At 51.4% G+C, this 25,485-nt stretch carries 25 protein-coding genes, 1 pseudogene and 1 other annotated feature; of the genes and pseudogenes, 17 read left to right on the forward strand and 9 right to left on the reverse strand.

Annotated elements, in window-relative coordinates:
* The first annotated feature begins 53 nt into the window (after nt 1-53).
* From NSQ24_RS11955 to NSQ24_RS11965, 3 genes are read left to right on the forward strand one after another with little or no spacing between them, the layout of a single operon-like run.
* On the forward strand, nt 54-770 hold the full coding sequence (locus NSQ24_RS11955; RefSeq protein ID WP_003387153.1) for a response regulator transcription factor: 717 nt from the start codon (nt 54-56) through the stop codon (nt 768-770).
* On the forward strand, nt 771-2,549 hold the full coding sequence (locus tag NSQ24_RS11960) for an ATP-binding protein (RefSeq protein ID WP_122958410.1): 1,779 nt from the start codon (nt 771-773) through the stop codon (nt 2,547-2,549).
* 19 nt (nt 2,550-2,568) lie between these two features.
* Nucleotides 2,569-3,705 (forward strand): HAD hydrolase-like protein, encoded by a 1,137-nt coding sequence (locus NSQ24_RS11965; RefSeq protein ID WP_122958409.1) that lies wholly within the window; start codon nt 2,569-2,571, stop codon nt 3,703-3,705.
* A gap of 259 nt (nt 3,706-3,964) precedes the next feature.
* On the opposite strand, the gene NSQ24_RS11970 is transcribed toward NSQ24_RS11965, so the two are convergent.
* From NSQ24_RS11970 to NSQ24_RS12000, 7 genes are all read right to left on the reverse strand, one after another.
* Nucleotides 3,965-4,240, reverse strand: coding sequence for a hypothetical protein (locus NSQ24_RS11970; RefSeq protein ID WP_003387149.1), 276 nt, complete (start codon nt 4,238-4,240; stop codon nt 3,965-3,967).
* A 15-nt stretch (nt 4,241-4,255) separates the two neighbouring features.
* Nucleotides 4,256-5,536, reverse strand: coding sequence for an ArsB/NhaD family transporter (locus NSQ24_RS11975; protein WP_122958407.1), 1,281 nt, complete (start codon nt 5,534-5,536; stop codon nt 4,256-4,258).
* Nucleotides 5,537-5,659: 123 nt separating this feature from the next.
* Nucleotides 5,660-7,243, reverse strand: coding sequence for a phosphoglycerate dehydrogenase (gene serA / locus NSQ24_RS11980; protein WP_003387147.1), 1,584 nt, complete (start codon nt 7,241-7,243; stop codon nt 5,660-5,662).
* Nucleotides 7,236-8,390: an alanine--glyoxylate aminotransferase family protein gene (locus tag NSQ24_RS11985; protein WP_031933253.1), complete on the reverse strand. Its 1,155-nt coding sequence runs from the start codon at nt 8,388-8,390 to the stop codon at nt 7,236-7,238. The genes serA and NSQ24_RS11985 overlap by 8 nt, the downstream gene beginning before the upstream one ends.
* Before the next feature lie 162 nt (nt 8,391-8,552).
* Nucleotides 8,553-8,799: a binding site (T-box leader), on the reverse strand.
* A 326-nt stretch (nt 8,800-9,125) separates the two neighbouring features.
* Nucleotides 9,126-10,058: a manganese-dependent inorganic pyrophosphatase gene (locus tag NSQ24_RS11990; RefSeq protein WP_003387145.1), complete on the reverse strand. Its 933-nt coding sequence runs from the start codon at nt 10,056-10,058 to the stop codon at nt 9,126-9,128.
* Nucleotides 10,059-10,181: 123 nt separating this feature from the next.
* Entirely contained in the window at nt 10,182-10,391 is a 210-nt protein-coding gene (locus NSQ24_RS11995; RefSeq protein ID WP_003387144.1) for a ferredoxin, read from the reverse strand.
* 103 nt (nt 10,392-10,494) lie between these two features.
* Nucleotides 10,495-11,406, reverse strand: a complete 912-nt coding sequence (locus NSQ24_RS12000; RefSeq protein WP_003387143.1) for a hypothetical protein — start codon at nt 11,404-11,406, stop codon at nt 10,495-10,497.
* Nucleotides 11,407-11,510: 104 nt separating this feature from the next.
* Here NSQ24_RS12000 and NSQ24_RS12005 point away from each other — a divergent pair, with 104 nt between their 5' ends.
* The 7 genes from NSQ24_RS12005 (at nt 11,511) to NSQ24_RS12035 (ending at nt 17,929) form a co-directional block, all read left to right on the forward strand.
* The gene (locus tag NSQ24_RS12005; RefSeq protein ID WP_122958406.1) at nt 11,511-12,644 is read left to right on the forward strand and encodes a helix-turn-helix domain-containing protein; all 1,134 of its coding nucleotides are present in this window, start codon (nt 11,511-11,513) and stop codon (nt 12,642-12,644) included.
* Nucleotides 12,625-14,208, forward strand: coding sequence for an ATP-dependent DNA helicase RecQ (locus NSQ24_RS12010; protein ID WP_339167877.1), 1,584 nt, complete (start codon nt 12,625-12,627; stop codon nt 14,206-14,208). The genes NSQ24_RS12005 and NSQ24_RS12010 overlap by 20 nt, the downstream gene beginning before the upstream one ends.
* 249 nt (nt 14,209-14,457) lie before the next feature.
* The gene (locus NSQ24_RS12015) at nt 14,458-14,784 is read left to right on the forward strand and encodes a CPBP family intramembrane glutamic endopeptidase (protein ID WP_339167880.1); all 327 of its coding nucleotides are present in this window, start codon (nt 14,458-14,460) and stop codon (nt 14,782-14,784) included.
* Nucleotides 14,781-15,545: a LysM peptidoglycan-binding domain-containing protein gene (locus NSQ24_RS12020; protein ID WP_122958403.1), complete on the forward strand. Its 765-nt coding sequence runs from the start codon at nt 14,781-14,783 to the stop codon at nt 15,543-15,545. Before NSQ24_RS12015 ends, NSQ24_RS12020 begins: the two co-directional genes overlap by 4 nt.
* Nucleotides 15,546-15,604: 59 nt before the next feature.
* Nucleotides 15,605-16,507, forward strand: a complete 903-nt coding sequence (locus tag NSQ24_RS12025) for an NAD(P)/FAD-dependent oxidoreductase (protein WP_339167882.1) — start codon at nt 15,605-15,607, stop codon at nt 16,505-16,507.
* Between the two features lie 118 nt (nt 16,508-16,625).
* Nucleotides 16,626-17,048, forward strand: a complete 423-nt coding sequence (locus NSQ24_RS12030) for a hypothetical protein (protein WP_003387129.1) — start codon at nt 16,626-16,628, stop codon at nt 17,046-17,048.
* A 278-nt stretch (nt 17,049-17,326) separates the two neighbouring features.
* Entirely contained in the window at nt 17,327-17,929 is a 603-nt protein-coding gene (locus NSQ24_RS12035; protein WP_003387128.1) for a genetic competence negative regulator, read from the forward strand.
* A gap of 81 nt (nt 17,930-18,010) precedes the next feature.
* On the opposite strand, the gene NSQ24_RS12040 is transcribed toward NSQ24_RS12035, so the two are convergent.
* A complete protein-coding gene (locus NSQ24_RS12040) occupies nt 18,011-18,757 on the reverse strand; it encodes a PIG-L deacetylase family protein (protein WP_039070924.1) in 747 nt (248 codons plus the stop codon).
* Between the two features lie 337 nt (nt 18,758-19,094).
* Between NSQ24_RS12040 and NSQ24_RS12045 the strand changes: the two genes are divergently transcribed.
* The gene (locus NSQ24_RS12045; RefSeq protein ID WP_003387126.1) at nt 19,095-20,387 is read left to right on the forward strand and encodes a Glu/Leu/Phe/Val dehydrogenase; all 1,293 of its coding nucleotides are present in this window, start codon (nt 19,095-19,097) and stop codon (nt 20,385-20,387) included.
* 55 nt (nt 20,388-20,442) lie between these two features.
* Here NSQ24_RS12045 and NSQ24_RS12050 read toward each other — a convergent pair whose 3' ends face one another.
* Nucleotides 20,443-21,414, reverse strand: coding sequence for an asparaginase (locus NSQ24_RS12050; RefSeq protein WP_003387125.1), 972 nt, complete (start codon nt 21,412-21,414; stop codon nt 20,443-20,445).
* A gap of 85 nt (nt 21,415-21,499) precedes the next feature.
* Between NSQ24_RS12050 and prsW the strand changes: the two genes are divergently transcribed.
* The 6 genes and pseudogenes from prsW to NSQ24_RS12080 all read left to right on the forward strand — a co-directional run bounded on the left by prsW (nt 21,500) and on the right by NSQ24_RS12080 (nt 25,450).
* Nucleotides 21,500-22,174, forward strand: a complete 675-nt coding sequence (gene prsW, locus NSQ24_RS12055) for a glutamic-type intramembrane protease PrsW (RefSeq protein WP_003387124.1) — start codon at nt 21,500-21,502, stop codon at nt 22,172-22,174.
* Between the two features lie 21 nt (nt 22,175-22,195).
* On the forward strand, nt 22,196-22,357 hold the full coding sequence (locus NSQ24_RS12060; protein WP_170208336.1) for a hypothetical protein: 162 nt from the start codon (nt 22,196-22,198) through the stop codon (nt 22,355-22,357).
* 342 nt (nt 22,358-22,699) lie between these two features.
* Nucleotides 22,700-23,056: pseudogene (locus tag NSQ24_RS12065) on the forward strand (cell wall hydrolase); the annotation flags it as partial.
* A 25-nt stretch (nt 23,057-23,081) separates the two neighbouring features.
* Nucleotides 23,082-24,449, forward strand: a complete 1,368-nt coding sequence (gene ypeB, locus NSQ24_RS12070) for a germination protein YpeB (protein ID WP_003387119.1) — start codon at nt 23,082-23,084, stop codon at nt 24,447-24,449.
* Nucleotides 24,450-24,554: 105 nt separating this feature from the next.
* A complete protein-coding gene (locus NSQ24_RS12075; RefSeq protein ID WP_339167886.1) occupies nt 24,555-25,244 on the forward strand; it encodes a flagellar brake domain-containing protein in 690 nt (229 codons plus the stop codon).
* Nucleotides 25,245-25,267: 23 nt separating this feature from the next.
* Nucleotides 25,268-25,450 carry a hypothetical protein gene (locus NSQ24_RS12080; protein WP_003387117.1) on the forward strand — a complete coding sequence of 61 codons (183 nt, stop codon included), beginning with the start codon at nt 25,268-25,270 and terminating at the stop codon, nt 25,448-25,450.
* Nucleotides 25,451-25,485 lie beyond the last annotated feature (35 nt).

Here is a 25,485-nt window from a genome sequence, read left to right on the forward strand (position 1 = left end):
ATCATCCGGTTGTTGAAACAGATCGAATTTAAAGGGAGCCACGAGGTGATCTTATGGAAAAAACAGCAAGCATTTTGGTCGTTGACGACGAGGAGCGCATTCGTCGCCTGCTGAGAATGTATTTGGAGCGCGAATCTTTTCTGATTGACGAGGCCGATAACGGCGAACAGGCGTTGGAGATGGCTTTGACATCCGATTACGATATTATTTTGCTTGATCTGATGCTGCCTGGGATGGATGGAATTGAAGTATGCCAAAAGATCCGCGAGCGAAAAGCGACGCCGATCATCATGCTTACGGCAAAAGGCGAGGAAACGAATCGCGTTCACGGCTTCGAGGCTGGCGTAGATGACTATGTGATCAAACCGTTCAGCCCGCGTGAAGTCGTTTATCGTGTAAAAGCGATCCTCCGCCGTTCTTCAGCAACGGCTTATCTCAAGACAGAGACCTATAACAGCCACTCCGTTCTCGTTTTTCCGGAGCTGACGATTGATCACGACGCGCATAAGGTGATTGCAAGCGGACAGGAGGTCAGCTTGACACCAAAGGAATACGAGCTGCTGCATTATTTGGCGCTTTCACCCGACAAGGTGTTCACTCGCGAAGAGCTGCTGAAAGACGTCTGGCACTACGAGTTTTTTGGCGATTTGCGCACAGTGGACACGCATATCAAACGGCTTCGGGAAAAACTGAACCGCGTGTCGCCGGCAGCCGCGCAAATGATCGCGACGGTCTGGGGCGTCGGCTACAAGCTTGAGGTGCCAAAGTAAGTGGATATTGTTCGCAGCGTAGTTGGAAAACTATGGATGACCATCATCGCGCTTTTCGCTCTCGTACTGACGCTGTTCAGTCTGATGATCGTACAGTCCTTTGACAGCTTTTACTTTCAACGACAAACGAAAAATTTGCAAAACGTGGCAGAAGGCCTCTCGCAAACCTTGTCGGCCTATACCGATAAAACGACGGCTCTCTCAGTAGCAGCCAGCTTTTCCGCCGTGCACCGCACCGGACTGATCATGGTGGACGAAAAAGGGAAGCCGATCGGGGCGAGCGAGGGAAACGATTTTTCGTTTATCCCTGTTGAGCAGCTGCTGGAAGCGCCGGAGCTGAAGCTGGGCGAAGCGCTGCAGGGCAAGCACCATACGCCTGAACGAATTATCTTTTCGCACAATCCGGCGGACCGAAATGGAGCCGTGCAGCTATTGGCTGTGGCTGTTCCGATCGAGCTGTCGAAGGACAAGCAGGGCGCACTTGTTATGTATCAGGCGATTGAAGATTTTGACGATACCGTGAAGGAAGTCAGAAAGCTGATATTCGTAGTAGGCGTGATCGGTTTTATTTCCACAACGGTCTTTGCCTTCTTCCTGTCTTCACGGATTACCTTTCCGCTTCGGCAGATGAAAGAGACAGCCCACCGCATCGCGGAAGGCGACTTCCATGCCGAAATCCCCATCCGCACGAACGACGAGATCGGGGAGTTGGCGGCTTCTTTCAACAGCATGGCTAGTCATCTGAACAAGCTGGTCGACGCCTTGTCCAAGGAAAAGGAACAGCTCGCAAGTGTTTTGAGGAGCATGGTTGACGGTGTCATCATGATCGACGAGCAAGGAAAAATTGCCGTTACGAACCCTCCGGCCGAGCACTTTTTGCGGGACTGGACTTATGAGCATCCAGACGAGCCTATCCCATTGTTCCCGTTCTATCAAATGGTTGTACAGACAGGGCAGGAAGTGACAGATGAAATCCCGGCACAGGGGCGAATCTGGTCACTGGTGATGATTCCGCTCACGGATCGCGAGCAAATCCGCGGGGCGGTTGCCGTCGTCCGCGAGGTGACCCGTGAGCGCAAGCTGGACAAGATGCGCAATGACTTCGTGGCCAATGTTTCACATGAGCTGCGAACGCCGCTGTCGATGCTTCAAGGGTATAGCGAAGCGATCGTGGATGACATCGCCGCTACCCCCGAGGAGCACAAGGAACTGGCACAGATCATTTACGACGAGTCCGTACGCATGACCAAGCTGGTAAATGAGCTTCTCAATCTGGCAAGGATGGAGGCCGGCCATGTGGAGGTCTCGCTGGAAAAGGTCGAGGTCAGCCCGTATCTGGAACGGATTCAGCGCAAGTTTGTCAATCTGGCCAGGGAGCAAAAGATTCACCTCCTCCTGGAAATCAACACATCTGTCACGAGCATCTGGATCGATCCGGACAAAATGGAGCAGGTGCTGACCAATTTGATCGACAACGCGATCCGCCATACCCCGGAGAACGGTAATGTCACGTTGCGGGCGCGCGGCGATCGGACACTCCTCCTGGAAGTAAACGATACAGGCAGCGGCATTCCCCAGGAAGACCTTCCGTTTGTCTTCGAACGCTTTTACAAGGCAGACAAGGCTCGCACCCGGGGAAAAGCCGGGGGGACGGGTCTGGGCCTGGCAATCGCCAAGAACATTGTCGAGGCGCACGGAGGCACGATTGGCGTACAGAGCAAGCTGGGAGAAGGGACGACCTTTACGATAGCCCTGCCTGACAAACAGAAACAGAAATAATTTAGAGGAGTGAGAGAGAATGATCAAAACCATCCTGTTTGATGTAGACGGTGTTATGTTGAGCGAAGAGCGCTATTTTGACGCCTCGGCGTTAACCGTGTGGGAATTTCTGCACAGCCCTCTCTATCTCGGGTTGAGCGGCGATATCTTTACCGCTTCACCGGAAGAAAAAGACATCCGCCGCGTCCGCGAACTCGTTTTTGCGAATGACGAAGTGCTCAATTTCATCAAGTCGCGAGGGATCAACTCCAACTGGGATATGGTCTACTTGACTGTTGCCTACCAGATCATCAGACTCTGTGAGCGGCTGAAAGCGGAATTGGGCCAAAAGGTCACCGATCTTTTGACTGGACAAATCAATCGTGCAGAGCTGGCGCGTCTGGCTGAATGGGCGAAAGAGTACGCTCCGGACTTTGCGATCGAGTATGCGAAGTTTACTACCGACTTTTCCCGCGGGAATGCCCAGAAGGCGGAAATGCTCCTGTATCTCAACCAGATCGCCCGCGAACGGTGTGGTGTCGTCACCAACGTCTTTTCCAGAAACAGCGACCTCTGGCAGCTCTGCCAGGAGACCTTTCAGGAGTGGTACCTGGGTGATGACCGTATCGCGGCTTCGATTGGCCGTGAAACGATGCAGCCCGGCAAGAAAGGCTTTCTGAATGATGAAATCCCGATTGTCAGCCCGGAAGAGATGATTCAGCTGTTCCGGACACTAAAAGAGAAGGGCTACACATTGGGAATCGGCACAGGCCGTCCGTCTATCGAAACGCACGTGCCGCTGGGAGAGCTGAAGCTGCTGGAGTGGTTTGATCCCAACCGTGTCGTGACGGCGACACATGTGCTGGAAGCAGAAAAGGAATCACCGGCCCACGCGCCTTTGTCCAAGCCGCATCCATTCTGCTATGTAAAAGGACTGCTCGGCCTGGATACGCCAAACAGCGAAGTTCATAGCTTTGCACTGCCTGTTCCAAACGGGGACGAAGTGTTGATCGTCGGAGATTCCCCCGCAGATATGCTGGCTGCACAGGCGATGGGATGCCGTTTTGCTGCAACACTGACAGGTTTGTCCGGAAAGGCGGCACGGAGCAAATTCGAAAGCGCAAAAGCGGACTATATTTTAGACGATGTTCGCGACATTCTCTCGATTCTTGAATAATGGCAAGTGTTTGGCTCCGTCAGCAGTGGTTGGCGGGGCTTTTTAAATGAGGATCAGGGGCTGTTAGGGTCATTTCCAGCCGTCTCCCAGCTTGCGTCGCGGCGCTGCATGGATGCAGTCAGACAGTAAAAAAAGGTTGCTTGGGACTCATCGCAAGCGATGACGAATGCGTGAAAAAATAAAAAAAGCCGGGTCGCAGAGAACCGGCTTTTCGTATGCTTTCAATCAATTGCTTTCAATTAATAGTGAAATTCGTTGATTACTTCCATTGAAGAGATTCCAGACAGCGGAAGCGGAAGGCTTGTACGAGGAAAGGAATAACCGCATCCTTACGCACGATCACTTCGTAAGAGCCGCCTTGACGGGAGTAGAAAAAGGCATCGGTATAGTCCTTGTTGTCCTCAAAATAGGAGCGAACCTGCTTCAGACGATTGCGCATGTCTTCGGACTTCACTTCGATGGAGAAGGTAACATCGTTTTCATTTTCCGTTTCCTGAATCTCGATCAGGGACTGATCAAACGTATATGCAACCATACCCGATCCTCCTTATTAGAAAAAGTAGCGCAGGAAAATGTATGCGTGCGACAGGATGATGGACATGATCATCAGCGGAAAAGCGACCTTCAGGAAGCCGACGAAACTGATGTGATGTCCTTCCTTGGCCGCCAAGCCGGCCACAATCACGTTTGCACTCGCGCCAATCAGCGTACCGTTGCCGCCGAGACACGCACCCAATGCCAGGCTCCACCAGAGCGGCTCCAGATTGGTAATTCCCAGTGCGCCCATCTCCTTGATCATCGGAATCATCGTGGCGACAAACGGGATATTGTCGACGAACGCCGATGCAATCGCACTCAACCAGAGGATCAAAAACGAAGTCTTCATGGCATCTCCGCCAGTCAGGTTGATCGCTTCTGCGGCCAGCTTCGCGATTACGCCTGTTTCCACCAATCCGGAGACGAGTACGAACAGACCTACGAAGAAGAAGATGGTTGTCCATTCCACTTTGCTGATAGCCTCTTCCAAATAGTGCTCACCAGTGATGAGCAGGAGCAGGAAGGCGCCGGTAAGGGCAATCGTTGCGGATTCGAGATGCAGCATTCCGTGGAGCATGAAGCCGACAATCGTAAGTCCAAGGACGGTGAGCGATTTTTTGAGCAGCTTGGAGTCTGTGATCTCATCCAGCTCATTGAGGCTCATAATTTTTGTTTTCAGTTCCGGCGTCGTCTTGAGATCCTTTCGATAGATCAGAGCAAAACAGAAAACGGTTACAATCATAATGACGATAACGACTGGAGCCAGGTTTGTCAGAAACGCCATGAAATCCAGCTCAGGCACAGAGCTTCCGATCATGATGTTCGGTGGGTCGCCGATCAGCGTTGCCGTTCCTCCGACGTTCGAGGCAATGATCTCCGAGATCAGATAGGGGAGAGGATTGACCTGCAGTTGTCTTGCAATGCTGAATGTGACCGGTACGATCAGCAGAACAGTCGTCACGTTGTCGAGGAAAGCAGATGCGGCTGCTGTAATGAGACTCAGATAGATCAGGATACGCAGGGGATCTCCCTTCGCGGCCTTGGCAGCACGAATCGCCATGTACTTGAACACGCCTGTTTGCGCTGTAATGGCGACAAGGATCATCATGCCGATCAAAAGGCCGAGGGTGTTGAAATCAATGTGATGCACGGCCTGCTCCTGATCGATGACGCCAAACAGGATCATCAGGATTCCGCCAAACATGGCGACAATGGTACGGTGAAGCTTTTCGCTGATAATGAAGGCATATGTAACCAAAAAGATGCCGATTGCGATTATCGCTTGTGTGGCCATAAGAATCTCCTCTCGGTGAATGGATTAGTCTGGATATAATTATAACGATAACTTTAATATGGGTAAAGGAAGAGCCTGGTCAATAGACCAGGCCGTGTGGATGGAAAAGCAAGCATAAGGCGGCTACAGCTCGATTTGGGTCACACTCTTCACTTCAGCAAGTTCGCCCATTGTGTCCAACAGTTCGGCGGTAATCGGTTTATCCACAGACAGCATCATGATCGCATCCCCGCCCATGTCACGGCGTCCTACCTGCATCGTGGCGATGTTGACGCCGTTTTCACCGAGGATGGAACCGACGCGCCCGATGACACCGGGACGGTCGTTGTGGTGAATGTAGAGCAGGTAGCCTTCTGGAGCCACGTCGATGGCAAACTCGTCGATTTTCACGATGCGCGCTCCGTAACCGTTGAGCCGGGTGCCGGCGACCTTGCGCGACTGCTGAGTCGTTTTGAGCGTAACGGTCAACAGATTGGTAAAACCTTTGTTCTGAGCCGCTTTTTGTTCGGTGACGGTGATATCGCGAACCTTTGCGAGCAGAGGCGCGTTTACGAAATTGACCTCCTCGCCCAGGTGGAACGAAAGCACGCCTTTCACGACTGTCCGGGTGAGTGGAGCAGTGTCGACGTCGGTCAATTCTCCACTGTACGTAATGGCTATTTCCTGAACAGAACCAACCGTTACTTGAGCCAGGAAATGACCCAGTTTTTCGCCCAAGGTGAAGTAAGGCTGGAGGCGCTCCATTACATGAGGCGGCATGGAAGGCAGGTTGACCGCATTTTTAAACGGCTCGCCGCGAAGCACCTTCAAAATTTCCCCCGATACGTCGACAGCGACGTTTTCCTGCGCCTCGACAGTGGATGCTCCCAAGTGTGGCGTTACGACTACCTGGGGCAGTCCGATCAGCGGGTTGTCGACAGGCGGCTCCACTTCAAATACGTCAAGCGCGGCTCCGGCTACTTTTCCTGTCAGGATCGCTTCGTAGAGTGCTTTTTCGTCGATAATGCCGCCACGTGCGCAGTTGATCAGGCGAACGCCATTCTTCATTTTGGCAAATTCTCTGCTGCTGATCAGGTAGCGCGTTTCCTTTGTCAGCGGAGTGTGGACGGTAATGAAATCAGCCTGGCGGCAAATTTCGTCCACCGTTGCGTTGGCAACACCCAGCTTTTGGGCACGCTCCTCAGTCAGAAATGGATCGTAACCGAGCACGGTCATCCCGAACGCTTTTGCCCTTTTGGCTACCTCGGTCCCGATACGTCCCATGCCGATGACACCCAGCACTTTGTTGTTCAGTTCAACACCTTGGAAGCTTTTCCGATCCCACGTGCCGTCAGCAAGTTTTCGGTAGGCTTGCGGAATATTGCGGGCGACAGCCATGAGCATGGCAAAAGAGTGTTCCGCAGTAGAGATCGTATTTCCGTCTGGTGCGTTGATGACGACGACACCGGCTTCCGTAGCTGCATTGACATCAATATTATCCACACCGACACCGGCGCGTCCGACAGCCTTCAGGCGTTTGCCGGCTGCCAGCACTTCTGCTGTGACCTGTGTCTGGCTGCGAACGAGCAGCGCATCGTAATCTCCGATGACCGTTAGCAGGTCGGTAGGGGAGAGGCTTGTGTTGCGGACAACTTCTACATCTGGTGCGTCCAACAGCTGTTGGATGCCGTATTCGCTGAGCGGATCCGTAATCAATACTTTATACATGAGTAAGGAGCACCTCCTGGGCAGCTTTTACACCGGCTCCCAATTCTGCGGGAGCGCCGATTTGGCGAAGCGACAATTCAATGGCGGCAACGACCTGAAGGACATCAAGCGGTTCGCAATAACCCATATGGCCGATGCGGAAGATCTTTCCTTTCAGATGCTGCTGACCGCCGGCAATTACGATGTTGTGATGATTTTTCAGCACCTTTCTCAACTGCTCGGGGTCGAATGCATCCTGCGGATGGCAAGAAGTAACGGTAGCGGCAGCGAATTCATCCTGGGCCATCAATGGGATGTTCAGCGCACGCATCGCTGCACGGGTCATATCACGCATGAGCTCGTGACGTTTGATGATCGCCGGCAATCCCTCTTCCTCGAGCATATTGCATACCTCTGCCAGGCCAAAAACGAGCGAGACGGCTGGTGTGTACGGAGTTGTTTTGTCAGCGAAGCTCTTCCGGTACGCTTTGAGATCCAGGTAAAAGGCGAGTGGCTTTTTCCTGTCAATCACTTCCCATGCCCGCTTGCTCGCTGCCAGAAAAGCAAGTCCCGTAGGCAGCATGAATGCCTTTTGCGAGCCGGTAACCACGATGTCTACGCCCCATTCGTCCATTTCGCAAGCGACCGCGCCAAGGCAGCTGACTGCATCGACGATAAAGAGGGCATCGGATTTTTCGCGAACGACTTGTGCAAGCTCGCGGATTGGATTTTGTACCCCTGTTGAGGTTTCGCAATATGTTGCAAATACCGCTTGCACAGACGGTTTATTCGCCAGGAACGTCGCCAGCTTTTCTGCTGTGACAGCCTCGCCCCAAGGAACCTCCAGGCGATGCACCACGATGCCGTATCGCTCGCAAATTTTGGCAAAACGCTCGCCGAATGCGCCGCTGACCAGTACGGCGGCCTCTTCGCCAGGCTGAAGCGTATTCACCACGCTCATTTCCAGTGCGCTCGTACCGCTGCCGGCCAGGATAAAGACGTCTCCCGATGTCCCGAAGTAGGGACGCAGCCGCTCTGCCGTACTGGCAAACAAATCGGAAAATTGTCCGCTGCGATGGCCGATCATCGGCTGATTCATCGCTTGTTGGACACGGGGCGGGATCGGGGTAGGACCTGGTATTCTCAAAATCATTTTGTCTGCAAACATGGTTTCTCTCCTCCTTGGTTATCGATCTGTGAGTGGAAAGTAAGCAACATGACGGTTCGAGCATCGAAGATCGCCATGAAAATAGCAAATCGAAAGTGCAGGCAAACATTTGCTGAATGCAAAAAAGCCTCCCGTTCCCACACTGCTCCCAGCTTGGAAACAGTGAGGGACGAGAGGCTATGCTTCGCGGTGCCACCCTCATTTGTCCTTCTTCTCGCAAAGAAAGACCTTGGCAGGTACAAGACCTGAGAGATAACGGATCTACCGTTCGCGCCTACTGCGATACCCGGGATATCGGTTCAGCGCAACAACTCGGAAGTGCTCATCCTAGTGCGGAACCACCGATTCGCAGCTACCATCGGCTCTCTGAGGGTTTCCGGGCTAGGCCTATCTTCGTCACCGTTGTTGAAGTATTCGCTAAGATTTGTATCTACGATAACACGGGTAATTATAGTCGTCAAGCACAAAAAACAGAAAAAAAGAACATTGATACAAAAAAACAATATATAGTTCGTGAAATATAGGAGGTTTTACCAAAAGGGATTAATGAAAATAACCTAAAACCGAACGTTAAGTAATAAGTTTCCTATAAAATGGGTTTTTGCGCGGAAAATGTTCGGGTTTTGCTTGATCGAATGCCCATTGAAGAAAAATGCCCTTTACCGTCAGCTCACAGAAGGGTACAGGGCATTTTTCTCAAGTGCTTACGAAAGGAAGTGATGCAGGGGAGAGTGGTTACATGTTGGTCAGCGTATCCGTCAGAACAGGTACGATTTGTTTTTTCCGTGACACGACGCCTTTCAGTACCGCCTGATTATCAACAAGGCTGACGTTGTATGCCTTTTCTACCGCATTCGAAGCGCGTCCAAGAGCAAGGCCGATGGAATCGTTGTTCAAAATATCGGTTACCACGAACAGGAACAAATCCAGGCCCTTGTCGGAAATAATTGCAGAAAGTGCTTCTTCCAGCTCCGCTTTGCGTGCCAGAACGTCGTTCACATCGACTGCATTTACCTGAGCAATTTCCACCTTGTAGCTGCCCATCTGGAATTCCTTCGAGTCAAGAGAGATCAGCTGGGCGATCGATTTCGTACTCAAATCGGCACCGGCTTTCAGCATATCCAGGCCGTACGCATTCAGATCGACTCCGGCAATCTCCGCCAATTCATGGGCTGCCGCTACGTCCTGCTCCGTGCAAGTAGGGGATTTCAACAGCAGCGTATCGGAAATAATCGCAGACAGCATCAGCCCAGCCATTGTCTTCGAAATTTCAACGCCGTGTTCCTTGTACAGCTTTTTCAGGATGGTCGTTGTGCAGCCGACTGGTTCGGCCCGGTAATACAGAGGATTGCTCGTTTCAAAGTTGGCGATGCGATGGTGGTCGATGACTTCGACTACTTGGACCTTATCAATGTCGTTTGCACTTTGCTGGCGCTCGTTATGGTCTACCAGGATGACCTCGTTTGCTTCGTTTGCCACGGTCTCGACCAGGCGGGGGGCATCTACTTTGAACGTATCCAGCACAAATTGCGTTTCGCTGCTGATCTCGCCCAGGCGAACGGGCTCCACATCTGCACCCAGCTTGGTTTTGAGATCCGCATATACGATTGCAGAACAAATGGAATCAGTGTCCGGATTTTTATGTCCGAAAATAAGTGTTTTTCCCATTCTAATGCTCCTTCGTTGTTTTTGGCGAGAAAATTATACCATGAAAAGGGGGAGAAATGCGATGAAAATGAAAAAACCCCCACAGCTGAAGAGCGGTGAGCGGTTTTTTGTGAGCTGGGAATCTTACTCTTCCACTTTAATGGAATCAGTAGGGCATCCTTCAGCCGCGTCGCGAACGTCGTCAAAAAGGATTTCCGGAATCTCAGCACTATTGGTGTTATCGTCGATCTTGTTGAAAGCAAGGCCTTCGTCATCGTAATCGAAAACGTCAGGAGCCGTTGCGCCACAAGCACCGCAAGCGATACAGGTTTCTTTATCTACCCATGTGGTCATCGTGGTTTCACCTCCCATACCTGATGGTACGTCCACTGTCATAACTCATTGTATGCTCTGTCTGGAAAGATTTCAAGAATGAATCGTATCTAAAAATGTACGACTATCGATAAAGCGGTATCTCAGGTGCCTTCAGGCTGCTGTAATGCTTGCCTTGTACCTCTTTAAAATCTCCGCTGTGCACCGCATCAGTCGCTGTCAACAGGCGAACTGCGGCGTCAACGTCTTTTATACCCAAGTTCTTGGCATCGTCAGAACCAAACAGCAAGTCGAGACGAGCGGTCAAATCCTCCGGGCTGTAGCTCTCCCATTTTTTATGGGCGCTGATGGAATGAGCCGCGATGTACGTCTTGTAGTGGAACGGCAACTGCTTCCATTGGTCTGCGCTCACATTGGCTGGGACGTCTTTTGGGAGCGTCTGCTTTGTAACGTACGCCGACTCCCAAACGGCCAATGAATGGTAGAACTGCTCGCTTCCCTTGAACCAGCCGTCCAAGGACAGCCGAGAAGAGATTGCAGCCGGAGAGAGAGCATTACTATTCTGATCGGAGAGCAATTGCTTCATACCATCCAAATAAGCCCGCACCCCAGTATTAAATTGGCTGTGTGCCTGAACGAGAAGAGGAGAGGTTGGCAAGGGAACTTCTTTGTCCAACTGTTTGCCAGTCTGCTTTGCGGCTTCGACCAGTTGCTCCAACGCATCCTTTTGCGCGGACTTGTCCAGATTCGGCCAAGCTGCCATCTTCTCAAAATGCGCTCGTTTCAATTCCTGCACAGGAGCATAAACGGCGTAGTAAAAACGGATAAAGTCCTGTTCGCTGTACAGCTTTTGCTCGCGCAACTGGCGTTCCCGTTCTGCTTCCAGCTTCTGCTGTTCGAGAACGGCTGCTTGCTGTGCTTCAATCTTTGATTTCATATAGTAGGCACCGAAAAAAAATCCGCCAACAAAGCAAGCAAGTGTTATGATGATCATGTAGGCAAAGATAAATTCTGACTTCGACAGACGCTTGTTCATACAATCCTCCACAGTTGTTGGTACGATTAAGGGATGAGTCTCGTGTTGGCAGCAGGAGAGCAATCATACACGGGTCTGTATCCCGATATGGAAAAGGAGTACCCATGAGCAGTTCAACTCTTCATGATCGGGAATGGGCTTTCATACGTTCGCTGACCATTACAGGGATGCTTCCCTTGGCAGGCGAGCGGACGGTTCAGGCCCTTTATTACATATTGCGTGGCAGAAAAGCAAACCAGACCCTGCAGGACGTTCATTTATACAGCCTTTATCCGTATTATCGGATGTTTCCCCGTCTTTTGAAAGAGGATTGGGAGAAAATTGTTTATAAATTGCAGGAGGAGTCTTTGCTGATCCCGATGCAGAGGGCGGAAAGTGGAAGAAAACCGTCATTTGTCTTGACGGAAAAAGCTCTTCAAATCGCGTCCGAAAGCGAAAGAGAGTACAACTTTTCGTACTGGTTTGAACCCTTTACCGCCGCAGATATCGCCGAGCAGATTGATTTGTTTTGGCTGCGGCTGCATCTGATCGTTCAGACGGTTTCCCACTTATTGGAAGGCGATCTTTCCTTTCAGCCGATCGTCCAGGAAAAACGCACCCAGCGCTGGGTAAAAGAGTGTCTGGCGGACAAGGAGCGGCGGGCTCGCTGGACAGAAGGCTTGGCACAGGAGCTGTTCTGTTCCATGTCTCCGCTTTCTGAGTCCGTCCAGGAAATGATCTTCCAGCGTTTTTCGGGCGTTTCCCAGTCGGGACTCACGCTGTCACAACTGAGTTTGCGAAAACGGGAAGCTCCAGCTTATATTCACATGCAGATTCGCTGCGGGCTGGCTCGGATGATCCGTACGATTCAGGACAATCGCGCTGAGTTCCCCCTGCTGTCTGCTTTGCTGAAAAATGAGGGGGGAAAAGACCCGCGTCTGACTGAAAGCGCATCTTTGACATACGTATTGGCCAAACAGGGAAGCAGCATCGAGCAGATTGCCAATAGGCGGGGCATCAAGCCGGGTACGGTCGAAGACCACCTGGTGGAAATCGCTTTGCGCTGCCCGGAGTGGGACGGCTCGCGATATCTTTCAGCTGAACTGGCAGAAGAAATTGTCAAAATCAGTGAGCGGCTTGGGACGAGCAGGTTGAGACTCATTAAAGACCAGCTCGGCCCGGGCGTTTCGTATCTGCAAATCCGACTGGCGCTGGCAAGAAAGAAAGGAGGAGAAGAAGATGCAAAAAGAGACGCTTGACCTAAGACTCGGGGATCTTCTGAAGCGTCATTTCGGCTACTCCTCTTTTCGTCCGGGACAGTGGGAAATCATCGAGCGGATTCTCCGAGGCGAAAACGTGCTGGGACTGATGGCTACGGGGGGAGGCAAGTCCGTGACATATCAGCTTCCTGCGCTTTATTTGCCAGGGACGGCAGTCGTCGTTTCCCCGCTAATCTCTTTGATGACCGATCAGGTGCAGCAGCTTCGCGGGAAGAGAAAAATCCCCGCTGCGTACATCAATAGCACTATGGAGCCTGCAGAGACGCGGGAGCGCCTGTTTGAAATCAGCCGCGGAGCGTACAAGCTCATTTATGTATCACCGGAAAAATTGCAAAATTCCGCAGTTCAAAAAGCGCTGGTCCGCGCTGGCGTATCTATGCTCGCGATTGATGAAGCCCATTGCATTTCGCAGTGGGGCCATGATTTTCGCACTGATTATTTGCGTCTGCCACAGGTGGTCCAAAGCTTGGGATCGCCTCCTGTGCTGGCAGTGACGGCAACGGCGACGCCAGGGGTGAAAGCGGAGATTTGCGATCTCTTTGACATCAAGCAGGAAAATGTCATTACCCAGCCGCTCAATCGGGAAAATATCGCCATAGACGTCATCCTGGCTGAGTCCGAAGCGGATCGCAGACAGATGGTAAAAAAATCCATAGACGAATTGCAAGGACCGGGAATCGTTTATTGCAGTACCCGGCAAACAGTGGAACTGCTCGTTGCGGAGTATCAGCTTTCCGGGAAAAAAAGTGTGCATGGCTATCACGGCGGGATGAGCAGCATGGAGAGAATGGTTGTGCAAACGCAGTTTTTGCGGGGGGAGCTCGATGCCATCATAGCTACCAATGCGTTTGGCATGGGAATCGACAAATCCGATATCCGCTTTGTTCTGCACTATCACTTTCCGCCAAGTCTGGAAGCCTATGCGCAGGAAATCGGCAGAGTCGGAAGGGATGGAAAAGCAGGCTATGCCGGGCTTTACTACGTCCCGGAAGACAGGCTGATTCACACCCATCTGCAGGAGAAGGAGTATCCCACCACGGAGCAGGCGCTTCGGTTTTTGCAAGGGCTTTCCCAGGCAGGGACCAAGCCCATCTCCGAGCTTGCGATGCATGACATCCCGGAAGAGATGGCAGCTCTCTTATTTTTCTATGCAGAGCTAGCGGGGATCGTCAGTGGCGTGGCAGCGGGACGAGAAGAATACCGCTATGAACTGAGTGATGCCTCGCAGATGGGGAACCTCGCCGAAAAAGCATCCCAAATGATCGAAGCGATGGAAAAGCCGAAATGGCTAAAGCGTCAAAAACTGTTGGAAATGCTTCGCTGGCTCGAAGGGAACGAATGCTATCGGATGCGATTAAATAGATACTTTGGCGAGCTCGATCATACTTCATCGGCTGCCTGCTGCAGTCATTGCGGGTTGGACAGATCCGCCTATTTGGACAAGTCCGGATCGCGAACGGAAAGAACAGAGAAAAACGCATGGAATCTGAGGAAGGCATTGGAAAAGCTTTTGCCGAATAAAAAGGGAGGAAGCATCTTTTGAAGCGCGTGCACCATGGTCTGGACGATGCGACATTGCGATTTAATCTCTGGCTGACACAAGTCGTCGTCATTGGTGTGGCCCTGATCGGCAGCCTCTTTGTCCACGGATGGGCAGACACGCTTTCCCTGTTTCGCTTTCCAGGCATCGGGTCGTTGATGTGGGCGATAGGGGTTGCTGCTGTCGTCGTCGGGTCAAGCATTGGCATGGACCGTTTTTTGCCTCCTCGCTGGCAGGACGACGGGAGTATCAATGAACGCATTTTTTCCGGGCTCTATCGGCGGCACGTTCGTTCTCTGCTGCGTCATTGGCATTGGCGAGGAATGGCTGTTTCGCGGTGTCGTCCAGCCGGTTATCGGCAATGTGTGGACGAGCGTTCTTTTTACGCTGGTTCACGTCCGCTATTTGTCCAAACCATTGCTTGTCGGGAGTGTATTTGTCACCAGCTGGCTGTTGGGGTGGCTGATGGAGACGAGCGGTTCCCTGCTTCCGTCCATTCTGGCCCACATCGTCATTGACCTTTTGTTGGCCTTCTATATTCAACATGGATATTCCCGTGAGAGGAGGAACCTGGAGTGACACCAAACGAGAACAAAAAACAGCCCGAGAGCATAGAAAGCTTTGAGTACGGAGCAAACGCTCAGCATGGAGGCTTGCCCCCCAGGAGAACAAAGCACAAGCAGGCCGGTCAGGTGAAGATGCCAGCCTTTTCTTACAGGACCATCCTGCAATCAGGGCTTGCTGTCTTTGGAACTTTGTTTTTGATTCTGATCGGATTCGAATTGTACAAGGCGTCACAAGCAGTGCCAGGTGCCGTTTCCTTTGTAGAGAGTTCGCAAGGAACAGAATCTTCGCAAGCAGAGAGGGGGCCAGTCGAAGCCTCAGCAGAGGGAGCGGTACATCCACAGGCAGATACGGCGTCGGGCCAAGACTCGTCAACCCCTGGGCAACAGCAAAATGCGGAAAACCAGTCGCCTGGATCACAAAAGCTCGGTTCTGCCTCCCAGTCTCCTTCTGCGAGCCAAGCGGAGACCAATGCTGTTGCGGGAGGAGAAAAACAAGCAGAGAAGGCTGCTTCGGAAGCCCATCAGGGAAGCGGCAGCAGTTCCCCGGCGACCAAACCGGAAGACAAGCCTGCCGCTGTGGAAAAGCAACAGGCTTCTTCGCCGCAATCCGAAGTAAAACAGCATAAAGTGAAAAAAGGGGAGACGCTGTTTCAGCTTTCCCGGATGTACTACGGCCATAACAGCGGGGTAAAGAAAATTGCAAGTTACAACGGGATCAGCGCGGAAGCACAGCTTTTGGAAGGGCAAATCGTACAAATTCCGCTTTCCCGGTAATGAGCCGGGGATGTCTGGGGAAAAATAACGGAAACCAGACAGACGAGGTGGAATGACCATTGACATTTGACACCGTGATAATTGGCGGCGGGATCGCTGGCTGGCAGGCTGCCATTCAATTGAGCCGAAGCCTGCGAAAGGTAGCGGTGATCGATGACGGTGGCGGGCGTTCGTCTGCGGCCAAGAGGTATCGAAACCTGTTGGGCTTTCCCGCCGGAATCAGTGGCGACGAATTGCGGCAGGCAGGACGGACGCATGCGATGCGCTATGGAGCGGAGTACTTCGAGGATGAAGTGGTCTCCCTTGTTCAGGATGCTGATCAGCTCTTTCGCGTAGAAACGAGACGTACGCGTAGTACAATCCGGGGGCGCACAATCGTGCTGGCAACGGGAATCGCAGACCCGTTCCCTGATATCGACGGATTGCACGAGTGCCTCGGCATCTCGGTTTTCATCTGTCCTGATTGTGACGGGTATGAAACCGTCGGCAAGCAAACAGGGGTGATCGGCCGGGCAAGGCAGGCAGTGCAGATGGCAAATGCGCTTTCTTATTATACGGACAAGCTGCAGCTTTTCATCTCGAGCACGGAGGAAGAAACAGCGGACGTTGACAGCGCCAAGAACTCTTCGTACCCCTGTTGCTTTGAACCGGTAGTGTCGCTTGAACATCAAGCCGGTGAAGTGCGGTGCTTGCATTTGGCAACCGGAGAGCAGGTTGAGCTGTCCAGAGTTTTTCTCGCATTCCCAGGAGCACGTGCACAATCCCATTTGCTGCGGGCGTTTCCGGTTGAGATGAATGAGAAAGGGCATGCAATCGTGAATCCCCGCACGAAAGAGACAAGCTATCCCGGCATTTGGGCGATCGGTGACGTTGCTGCCCATTCTCAGCAGGTAGCCATCGCTATGGGGGATGGTTCCCAGGCGGCCATTTGGATACATAAACGGTTGCTACAACAAGATTAGGTGTAGACGGATTGCATTTTGACAGGTGCAATCTTTTTTCATGGGTTGATAGGCACAAGTGAATAGGAACGCCATATAATTTGATAGCAAGTATGGTATTGAGGAGGATGGGGGAGAAGTGACGGCGTACCTGAAGGATTTGATAGCCGGCGTTCTTGCCTGGTGGTCTATGAATGGCGCTTACAAATTGTTTCCCGTCAAGGAGCTGGCTGCACGCGGCTTGGGAGAAGGGATGACATTACTGTTGTTTAAGCCCATCGAATTGATCATCTCTGTTTCCTTGTTTTTAATTGCTTCGCTCCTGTGGGGAAAACCATTTGTAGGCCATTTTCTCCGGTTGACGCAGCGGCCTCTCTCCATGGACAGCTTCTTGCATCTGATGATGTGCGGGTATTTCTCGCTGATTGCCTACATCCAGTATGTGAAGATGCCCGGCCCGACAGCTGTACTGCTCATCTTTCTCTTGTTGTTTTCAATAATCAAGCTCATACGGCGAAGGGCACTCTATACGGAAATCACTCAACTGACGCGAAAGAAATGAGTGCGAAAATCTTTCCTGGGAAAGCGCAGGAAGCGACATCCCCCAACCTTGCAAAGGTGACAGTTCGCTAGCTTTCGACACGGTCAAAGTGTTCTCCCCGATTGAAAAGACAGGTAGAGCGCTATGTACTTGTCCATAAATGTGATATGATATAGGTATGACCGAAATGTAGGAAATTGGGTCATCCGCTGCCAGGTATTCGTCGGAAAATGCGGAGAACTCTTACAGGCTTTCATTCATAATTTGTAGTACGACTGGATGGCGAGGAGGGGACGGTCATGCGTGTTGAACGCCTTGGTCAAGACAAGATACGAATCTTTCTCACGTTCGACGATTTGTCGGAACGAGGAATCGAAAAAGAGGACATGTGGCGTGACATTCCCAAAGTTCATGAACTGTTCAACGATATGATGGAGCAGGCTTACCAGGAACTTGGTTTCGAGGTGTCGGGTCCTGTCGCCGTTGAAGTGTTTGCCTTGCCAGCTCAGGGGATGGTCGTAATCGTAACTCGCGGAAAAACAGGCTCAAAGACTGAAAAAGATGAGGAAGAGTACGACGAGGACGATGTGTACGAACTCGAGGTCACACTCGAGGAAAGCGATCTTGTCATTTATTCTTTCCGCGACTTTGAGCACCTGGTTGAAGCCGCTCATCGTATAAACGCATTCCTGATCAACGGAGGCGCAGCTTATTTCTATCAAGGGAAATACTATTTGGTACTGGAAGAGCTCGACCTGGATCAGGACCGCTACCAGAAAATGATTGCGATCCTCTCGGAATATGGAGAGGCGACGCCAACGACCGTATACGTTTTGGAGGAATACGGGAAAGTGGTTGTCGCAGATGATGCTGTCAAGGAAATATGCAGGCACTTTACCTAACGAACTTCCGCATATACGCGTGAAAACAGCACCTAGTTGCGCAACTAGGTGCTTTTCCTGTTTTCATCAAAATGTAGGCTTCTACGTCGTTATGCCGCTGAAAAGGTCTGTTTCCTTTTCCTCTACAGAGGTTTCCCGGGGACGGTCGCCGACGAGAATGAAGTGATTGACTGTACGAACATAAGTCGTATCGCCCTGCAGGACGCCAGGGAAGACACGGCTGACGGACAGGTGCTGTGTCCGGTGGGCGGCCAGTGCTTGGGCTACCTGCGGTACATAAGCAGGCGCGGAAATAATCGTAGTGATGCTGTCGATCGGATCGGTATAGGGAGGTGACGCTATGCCGAAATTCTGGTCCGCAGCATGAGTAACATAATACAGTTTCTGGGTAACTGAGCCGGCAGGCAAGGCTTGAACCGCGCTCGTAGTTGCGGCTGATATCGCCTGATGGTCCGGATGGCCGGAGATGCCATGCGGAGCAAATGTAATGACGACCTGTGGCTTGATCCGCTCAATCGCTTCATTGATCTTCTGCTCTAGCTCCGCCGGAGGGATATTCGATAGTTCTTTGTCTCGGTAGCCCATGAATTCCACACGGGAAATGCCGAGGATGGAAGCAGCCTTTCGCAATTCGGCTTCCCGTACCGCCGGCAGCTCCTCCATCGTGCAGATGGGCGGATCTCCGGGCTTGCCTGCCTCTCCTCGGGTTGCGCACAAAAGATGTATGGATACATCGGGCTGGGATGCGTACTTGCAGATCGTGACGCCAGAGGTAAACGTTTCGTCATCGGGGTGAGCGAAAACGAACAAGATTCTTTTCTCTTTCATGATGAACCTCCGTTAGGCAGCATGGGGTGATAATCTATATTATGGCACAGAAAATCGGTTTTGACAGTCGGGGAAGTGCAGCAAAGGTAATGTTTTTCCAATAAAATGGGCAAGCTAACGACACGTCTGAAAGGAGGAGCAGCCTCCCTTGAATTTGCTGTCAGGACAGGCTTTCAAGCATATTTACCTGCTGAATAAACTGCTGAAAAAAACGTGCCGGGTCTAGCCCGAAAGTGCCTATTCCGCATGAAAAGGGAATTTTCATCTTCTCATCCCTGATACAAGCGTGTATACTTAACGATGGGTTTACCGACAACTATTTTGAGGTGAATAAGTAATGGGTAATCACGAAGTGGTAACCGAAAACACCCAAGGGAAAAAAGAACAACAAGAAAGCATGAACTTGCTGCATTCGACCCAAACGGTGATCAAAGAGGCACTGGAAAAGCTAGGTTACCAGGAAGCAATGTACGAACTCTTGAAGGAGCCGTTGCGCGTTCTGACCGTACGTATTCCGGTTCGCATGGACAACGGAGAAGTTAAGGTCTTTACAGGTTATCGCTCACAGCATAATGATGCAGTGGGTCCTGCCAAGGGGGGCATTCGTTTCCACCCGGAAGTTACAGAAGATGAAGTTAAAGCGCTTTCTATTTGGATGAGTTTGAAAGCGGGTATCGTCGACCTGCCATATGGTGGCGGTAAAGGCGGTATCATTTGTGACCCGCGTGAAATGTCGTTCCGCGAACTGGAGCGCCTGAGCCGCGGGTACGTCCGCGCGATCAGCCAAATCGTAGGCCCGACAAAAGACATTCCAGCACCAGACGTGTTCACCAACTCGCAAATTATGGCCTGGATGATGGACGAGTACAGCCGCATCCGCGAGTTTGATTCGCCAGGTTTCATTACAGGAAAACCGATTGCGCTGGGCGGTTCCCACGGCCGCGAAACAGCTACCGCCAAGGGTGTAACTATTTGCATCCGCGAAGCTGCAAAACGCCGCGGCATTCAACTGGAAGGAGCTCGCGTAGTCGTTCAAGGCTTCGGTAACGCAGGAAGCTACCTGTCCAAATTCATGCACGATGCAGGTGCAAAAGTCGTCGGTATTTCTGATGCTTACGGTGCCCTGTACGATCCGAACGGTCTTGATATCGACTATCTCCTCGACCGTCGCGATTCTTTCGGTACTGTTACAAAGCTGTTCAACAACACCATTTCCAATAAAGAATTGCTGGAACTGGAATGCGATATTCTCGTTCCTGCTGCGATTGAAAACCAAATCACGGCTGAAAATGCGCACAACATCAAAGCGCAGATCGTGGTGGAAGCAGCAAACGGACCAACCACACTCGAAGCTACAAAAATTCTCACAGAGCGCGGCATTCTGCTGGTACCAGACGTATTGGCGAGCTCTGGCGGGGTAACGGTTTCCTACTTCGAGTGGGTGCAAAACAACCAGGGCTACTACTGGTCCGAAGAAGAAGTTATTGAAAAGCTGGAAAAAGTTCTCGTAAAAGCGTTTGAGAATGTATACTCCCTCGCTCAAACACGCCGCATCGACATGCGTCTGGCCGCCTACATGGTGGGTGTACGCAAAATGGCAGAAGCTTCCCGCTTCCGCGGTTGGGTATAAGACAGGCTTTGTTCCGAAAAAAAAACCTCCTTGCGTATGCAGCAAGGAGGTTTCTTTATTGCTCGAACAATTGTTGAAGCTCTTGAAAGTCGCGGGTTTGCTGCAGGGCGACCATCAATTTCAGGCGTGCCTTCTGGCCATTCAAGCCATTTGAAAACAAGACGCCCATTTCCTTGAGCTGGCGGCCGCCGCCGGCGTAATCGTAGACATCCTGGACTTGGCCGTTGTAGCAGCGCGAGACGAGGACGATCGGGATTTTCTTGTCCAGCAGCTCTTGCAGGACAGGGACGATCGCGGGTGGCAGGTTTCCAAGCCCGAATGCCTCCAGAACAAGACCGTCAACCGGCTGCTCCAGCAAAAAGCCAAGCCAGCGAGGGTCCATCCCGGAAACAGCCTTCAGCAGCGGCACATCGGCCTGGGCGCTGGCGATCGGGTAGTATTCCCTGACCAGTGGAGCATGATGGTAACTGACGCTTTTTTTGGAAATAGTCCCGATCGGACCGTATTGCGGCGATTGAAAGGTAGCGACATTGCTGGTGTGGGTCTTGGTTACATGTCTGGCTGCGTGAATCTCATCGTTAAACACGACCAGTACACCTTTGTTCCTGCTCTGGGGATCAGCGGCAGTTCGTACGGAGGAGATCAGGTTTACAGGTCCGTCAGCTCCCAGCTCATTGCTGCTCCGCATGGCGCCGGTCACAACGACTGGCACGGTCACAGGCAAGGTTAGGTCGAGGAAATAAGCGGTTTCTTCCAATGTATCGGTTCCATGGGTGACCACGACCCCGTCATAGCCGTGCTGGCTCAACTCGTGTTGAATGAAAAGGCGAAGCTCATTCATAATCGCAGGAGTGATATGGGGACTTGGCAGATTGATGTGATTGATCATGGTTACATCGGCGTACCGATCCAAAAAAGGCAAAATTTTTTCGACAGCGTGATCTTCCAGAGGCTTGACTCCTTCTGATTCGTCGACGGACATGGCGATGGTGCCGCCTGTGTTAATGACTAAAATTTTCTTTTGCATAAAGTCTCTCTCCTGTAGCGGTTTTCAAGTAACCATTATTCATGGTACGATGAATAATAGTCTTGTGTAAAGGAGCAATACTCAGATGCTTGCTGTCATTGGGGCCGCTATCGCCCCCGGTATCGCCATCCTGAGTTATTTTTATCTCCGTGACAATTTGGAGCCCGAGCCGATATCCATGGTGATTCGGACCTTTATTTTCGGGGTTCTCTTAGTCTTTCCCGTGATGGTCCTGCAGCATATTATGCAGACCGAGTGGAACTGGCGAAGTGAGCTGTTTGCGAGTATTTTCCAGTCAGCGGTGGTAGAAGAATTTTTTAAATGGATGGTCCTGTATTTCACTGTCTATAAACACGTGGAGTTTGATGAGCCTTATGACGGAATTGTGTATGCGGTAGCCGTTTCCCTTGGGTTTGCCACATTGGAAAACTTTATTTACCTGATCATTAATGGGGTGGATATTGCCTTTTGGCGCGCTTTTTTGCCCGTTTCCAGTCACGCGCTGTTCGGCGTGTGGATGGGGTATTATTTAGGGAAAGCCAAGTTTTCGGGAAAAGCAAACCTGGAGCTGAGACGTTTGTTTGTCTCCCTTGCATTGCCGATCATTTTGCACGCGTTGTACAATTCCATCTTTTTGACGACAGAGCACTGGATTTGGATCATAGTTCCCTTTATGCTGCTTCTATGGTGGCAAGGGCTGAAAAAAGTGCAGAGGGCCCACGATTTCGGTTCTAAAACACTAACTTCCCGTCCACAATAAGTAGCGAGGAGGAGAAGAGACGTGTCTAGGAACCAACGAACGAAAGTGACGATTCGCTGCAATGAATGCGGAGAAAAGTTTACGCTCCGGGGACGGCGAGAGCCCAGCGGAGAAGTGGAGACCGGCTTTAAACAATGTCTTTGCAACAACGACAGACATTTCAGCATTCAGGAACAACCATAGTCTTTGCCCTAATCGAATAGCGTTAGCTTCGACGAGATCGCGGAGCAGAGAAGAATCGGCCATGATGCCGGTTCTTTTTTTCTGCCCGGAAAGGTGGATTCGTGAATAAACATTTCTAGCTCCACTAACACTATGCAAAGATTGCATGATATGTCAAGGAGGATGTGTACCGTGGGAACGAAGCTGATCGCAGGGGTACTGGCAGTGCTGGCTGCAGTTGCCGGGTACTGGATTTATTCAGACGAACCGGATAAACAGGTGGCGACTGCACAGGAAGTGGAAGTCGCTGCACCGGCAAAAGGAAAGGCGCAGGCAAAGACGCAAAGCTTCCATCCCTCCCGCTTGTCGGACAATGAGCTGAAGATGATGGCCAATGCTGTTTACGGTGAAGCCAGGGGAGAGCCGTATGAGGGGCAAGTAGCGATTGCGGCAGTCATTTTGAATCGGGTGGAAAGCCCTTCGTTTCCCGATACACCCTCCGGTGTCATTTTTGAGCCAAGAGCATTTACGGCCGTTGCAGACGGGCAAATCTGGCTGACTCCAAATGCCCAGGCGAAAAAAGCTGTCCGGGATGCCTTGAACGGCTGGGACCCGACAGGGGGCTGCACGTATTACTTCAATCCGGCGACCGCTACTTCAAAATGGATTTGGAGCCGACCGCAGGTAAAAAGAATCGGCAGACATATATTTTGTCGTTAACTAGTGAAGGGGGGACTATCACAACATGGTATATGGAGCAATTGCACGTGTTGCTTTGCCCGTTGCTCTCGTTGGCTTGGTAGGAGCGGGCATGTGGGGCTATCAGGAGCACAACGAAAAAAACTCGGTGCTGATCAAGGCCGAAAACCAGTATCAACGCGCATTCCATGACTTGAACCACCATATCGACAAGCTTCATGACGAACTGGGGAAATCTCTCGTAATCAACTCGCGGAGTCAGATGACCCCATCTTTGACAAACGTGTGGCGACTTGCTTATGCAGCTCAATCCGATGTCGGCCAATTGCCGCTGACACTGATGCCGTTCAACAATACAGAGGAATTTTTGGCCAAGGTAGCTGACTTTTCATACAGGGTAGCCGTGCGCGACCTGGACAAAAATCCGCTCACTAATCAGGAATATCAAACGTTAAAGAGCTTGTACAACAATTCCAAAAGCATTCAAAAGCAGCTTCAGCACGTACAGACGAAGGTGATCGACAAACGGTTGCGCTGGATGGATGTGGAGACCGCTCTTGCATCTGATGACAAAAAGACGGACAACACCATTATTGACGGTTTCCGAACGATTGAAAAGAAGGTACAGGAATTTCCGGAAGTAGACTGGGGCGTAGGCATCAAGAGCCTGGACAAGAAAAAGCAGCAGCGGATCAAAGGAATTGACGGAAACCCGGTTTCCAAGGAGGAGGCGCAAAAAATCGCTCTGTCCTTTACCGGTTTAGACCCGGCCAATACAAAGGTAGAGGTCGACGATAACGGCAAGGCGGAAACGTATTCGGCGTACAGCGTTCGCTTAACCTCCCCCCAGTCGCCGACACCTATTTACATGGATGTGACGAAGCGCGGCGGCAAGGTAGCATGGTTGATGAACGAACGGGATGTAGGGGAACAGCGGATGTCCATGGAGCAAGCGGAAGCGAGCGCCAAGAAATTTTTGGAGGCGCATGGCTTTTCGAATATGGTCGTAGCGGAAAAAGACGGTTATGAGGGCATGGCCGTTATGACCTTTGTCCCCGAGCAAGATGGCGTCCGCATCTATCCCGATGCAGTTGCGGTGAAAACGGCTTTGGACAATGGCACAGTAGTCAGCTTCAATTCGACCGAATATCTGTTTAACCACAAGCAGCGAATCCTTTCCAAGCCGAAAGTGACAGCTGAGCAAGCAAAGAAAAAAGTGAATCCCAGCGTAAAAGTCACCGACCAGCGGCTGGCGCTCATTGAAGGAAAAAACGATGGAAATGAAGTGCTGTGCTGGGAGCTGGCCTGCAGCTTTGAAGGGAATTCGTACATGGTCTACATCAATGCAATGACCGGCGAAGAGGAAGAAATTGTGAAAATGACCACAGGACAAGAAAGCAAAGCTACAGAATAGATGCTTCTTCAAAGGGAAAGCCGGCTGGCGACGGTTTTCCCTATTTGCCGTTTATTGGGCCCCCGGGTTATAATGGAAGGCATGAGGAGAAAAAGGGGGAAAAGCATGATCATGTTGCTGCCTAGAATCGGACAAACACTCCGCCTTAACCTCGTCGATGCCTGGGATGAGAACCGCGATCATACATTAAAAACAAGAGTTGCAGACCTTCGGGACGACACGGCAGTAATCGAGCTTCCCATTAGCGAGAAGACCGGAAGAACCGCCCCGCTGTTGACTGGTACTGAATGCGATGTGTGGTACATCGGAGAAGACGGCTCCCGCTATGAGTTTCGCTCAACGATCATCGGCAGGCAAACGGAAAACATTCCGGTCCTGCTAATGAGTCTCCCAAGTAAAGATGCGGTCATTCGGAATCAAAGGCGCAATTACCTCCGTATTCAAACGGCTGTAGAGATTGCAGTGAAAATGGACGATCCGCTGAGACAGTACCATTTTCTCGCTCGGACAGTCGACTTGAGTGGAGGCGGCCTCTCCTTTACATGCGAGGACAACATGCGCTTGCAGGAGAAGGATAGTCTGGAGATATGGCTGTCGCTGCCCAGCAAGGCAGGTCAGGTGCATTACGCTTTTGCCCTTGGAGAAATTGTGCGGCAAAAGCCTGCAGATGAAAAGGGGAAGCATCAATGGGTGTCAGTGAAATTCACGAAAATCAACGAATCCGATCGGGCAAAGATCGTTCGTACATGCTACGAGAGACAGTTGGAAATGAGAAAAAAAGGCGTACTGGAATAACAACTGCTGAAGGGTGATACCGGATGGCTGAAGACTTCGACCAGCAATTTGACCGTTTATCCAGGCGAGTAGAAAGAGCAATGGTCCTGCTTATTTTCGTCTGCGCAGCTTTGCTCATAGCTGGTGAACTGCTGCTTGCGGTTGATCCGCTGCGAGTCTTCCTGTTGGAAACAGAACGTCTGGAAGGCGTGTCGCATATTCCTTAAGGGTTTGCGCATGCTTCCATACTATGGTACTATTA

Origin of the sequence: Brevibacillus sp. FSL L8-0520 (assembly GCF_037963895.1) — a bacterium.
Taxonomy (GTDB): domain Bacteria; phylum Bacillota; class Bacilli; order Brevibacillales; family Brevibacillaceae; genus Brevibacillus; species Brevibacillus borstelensis.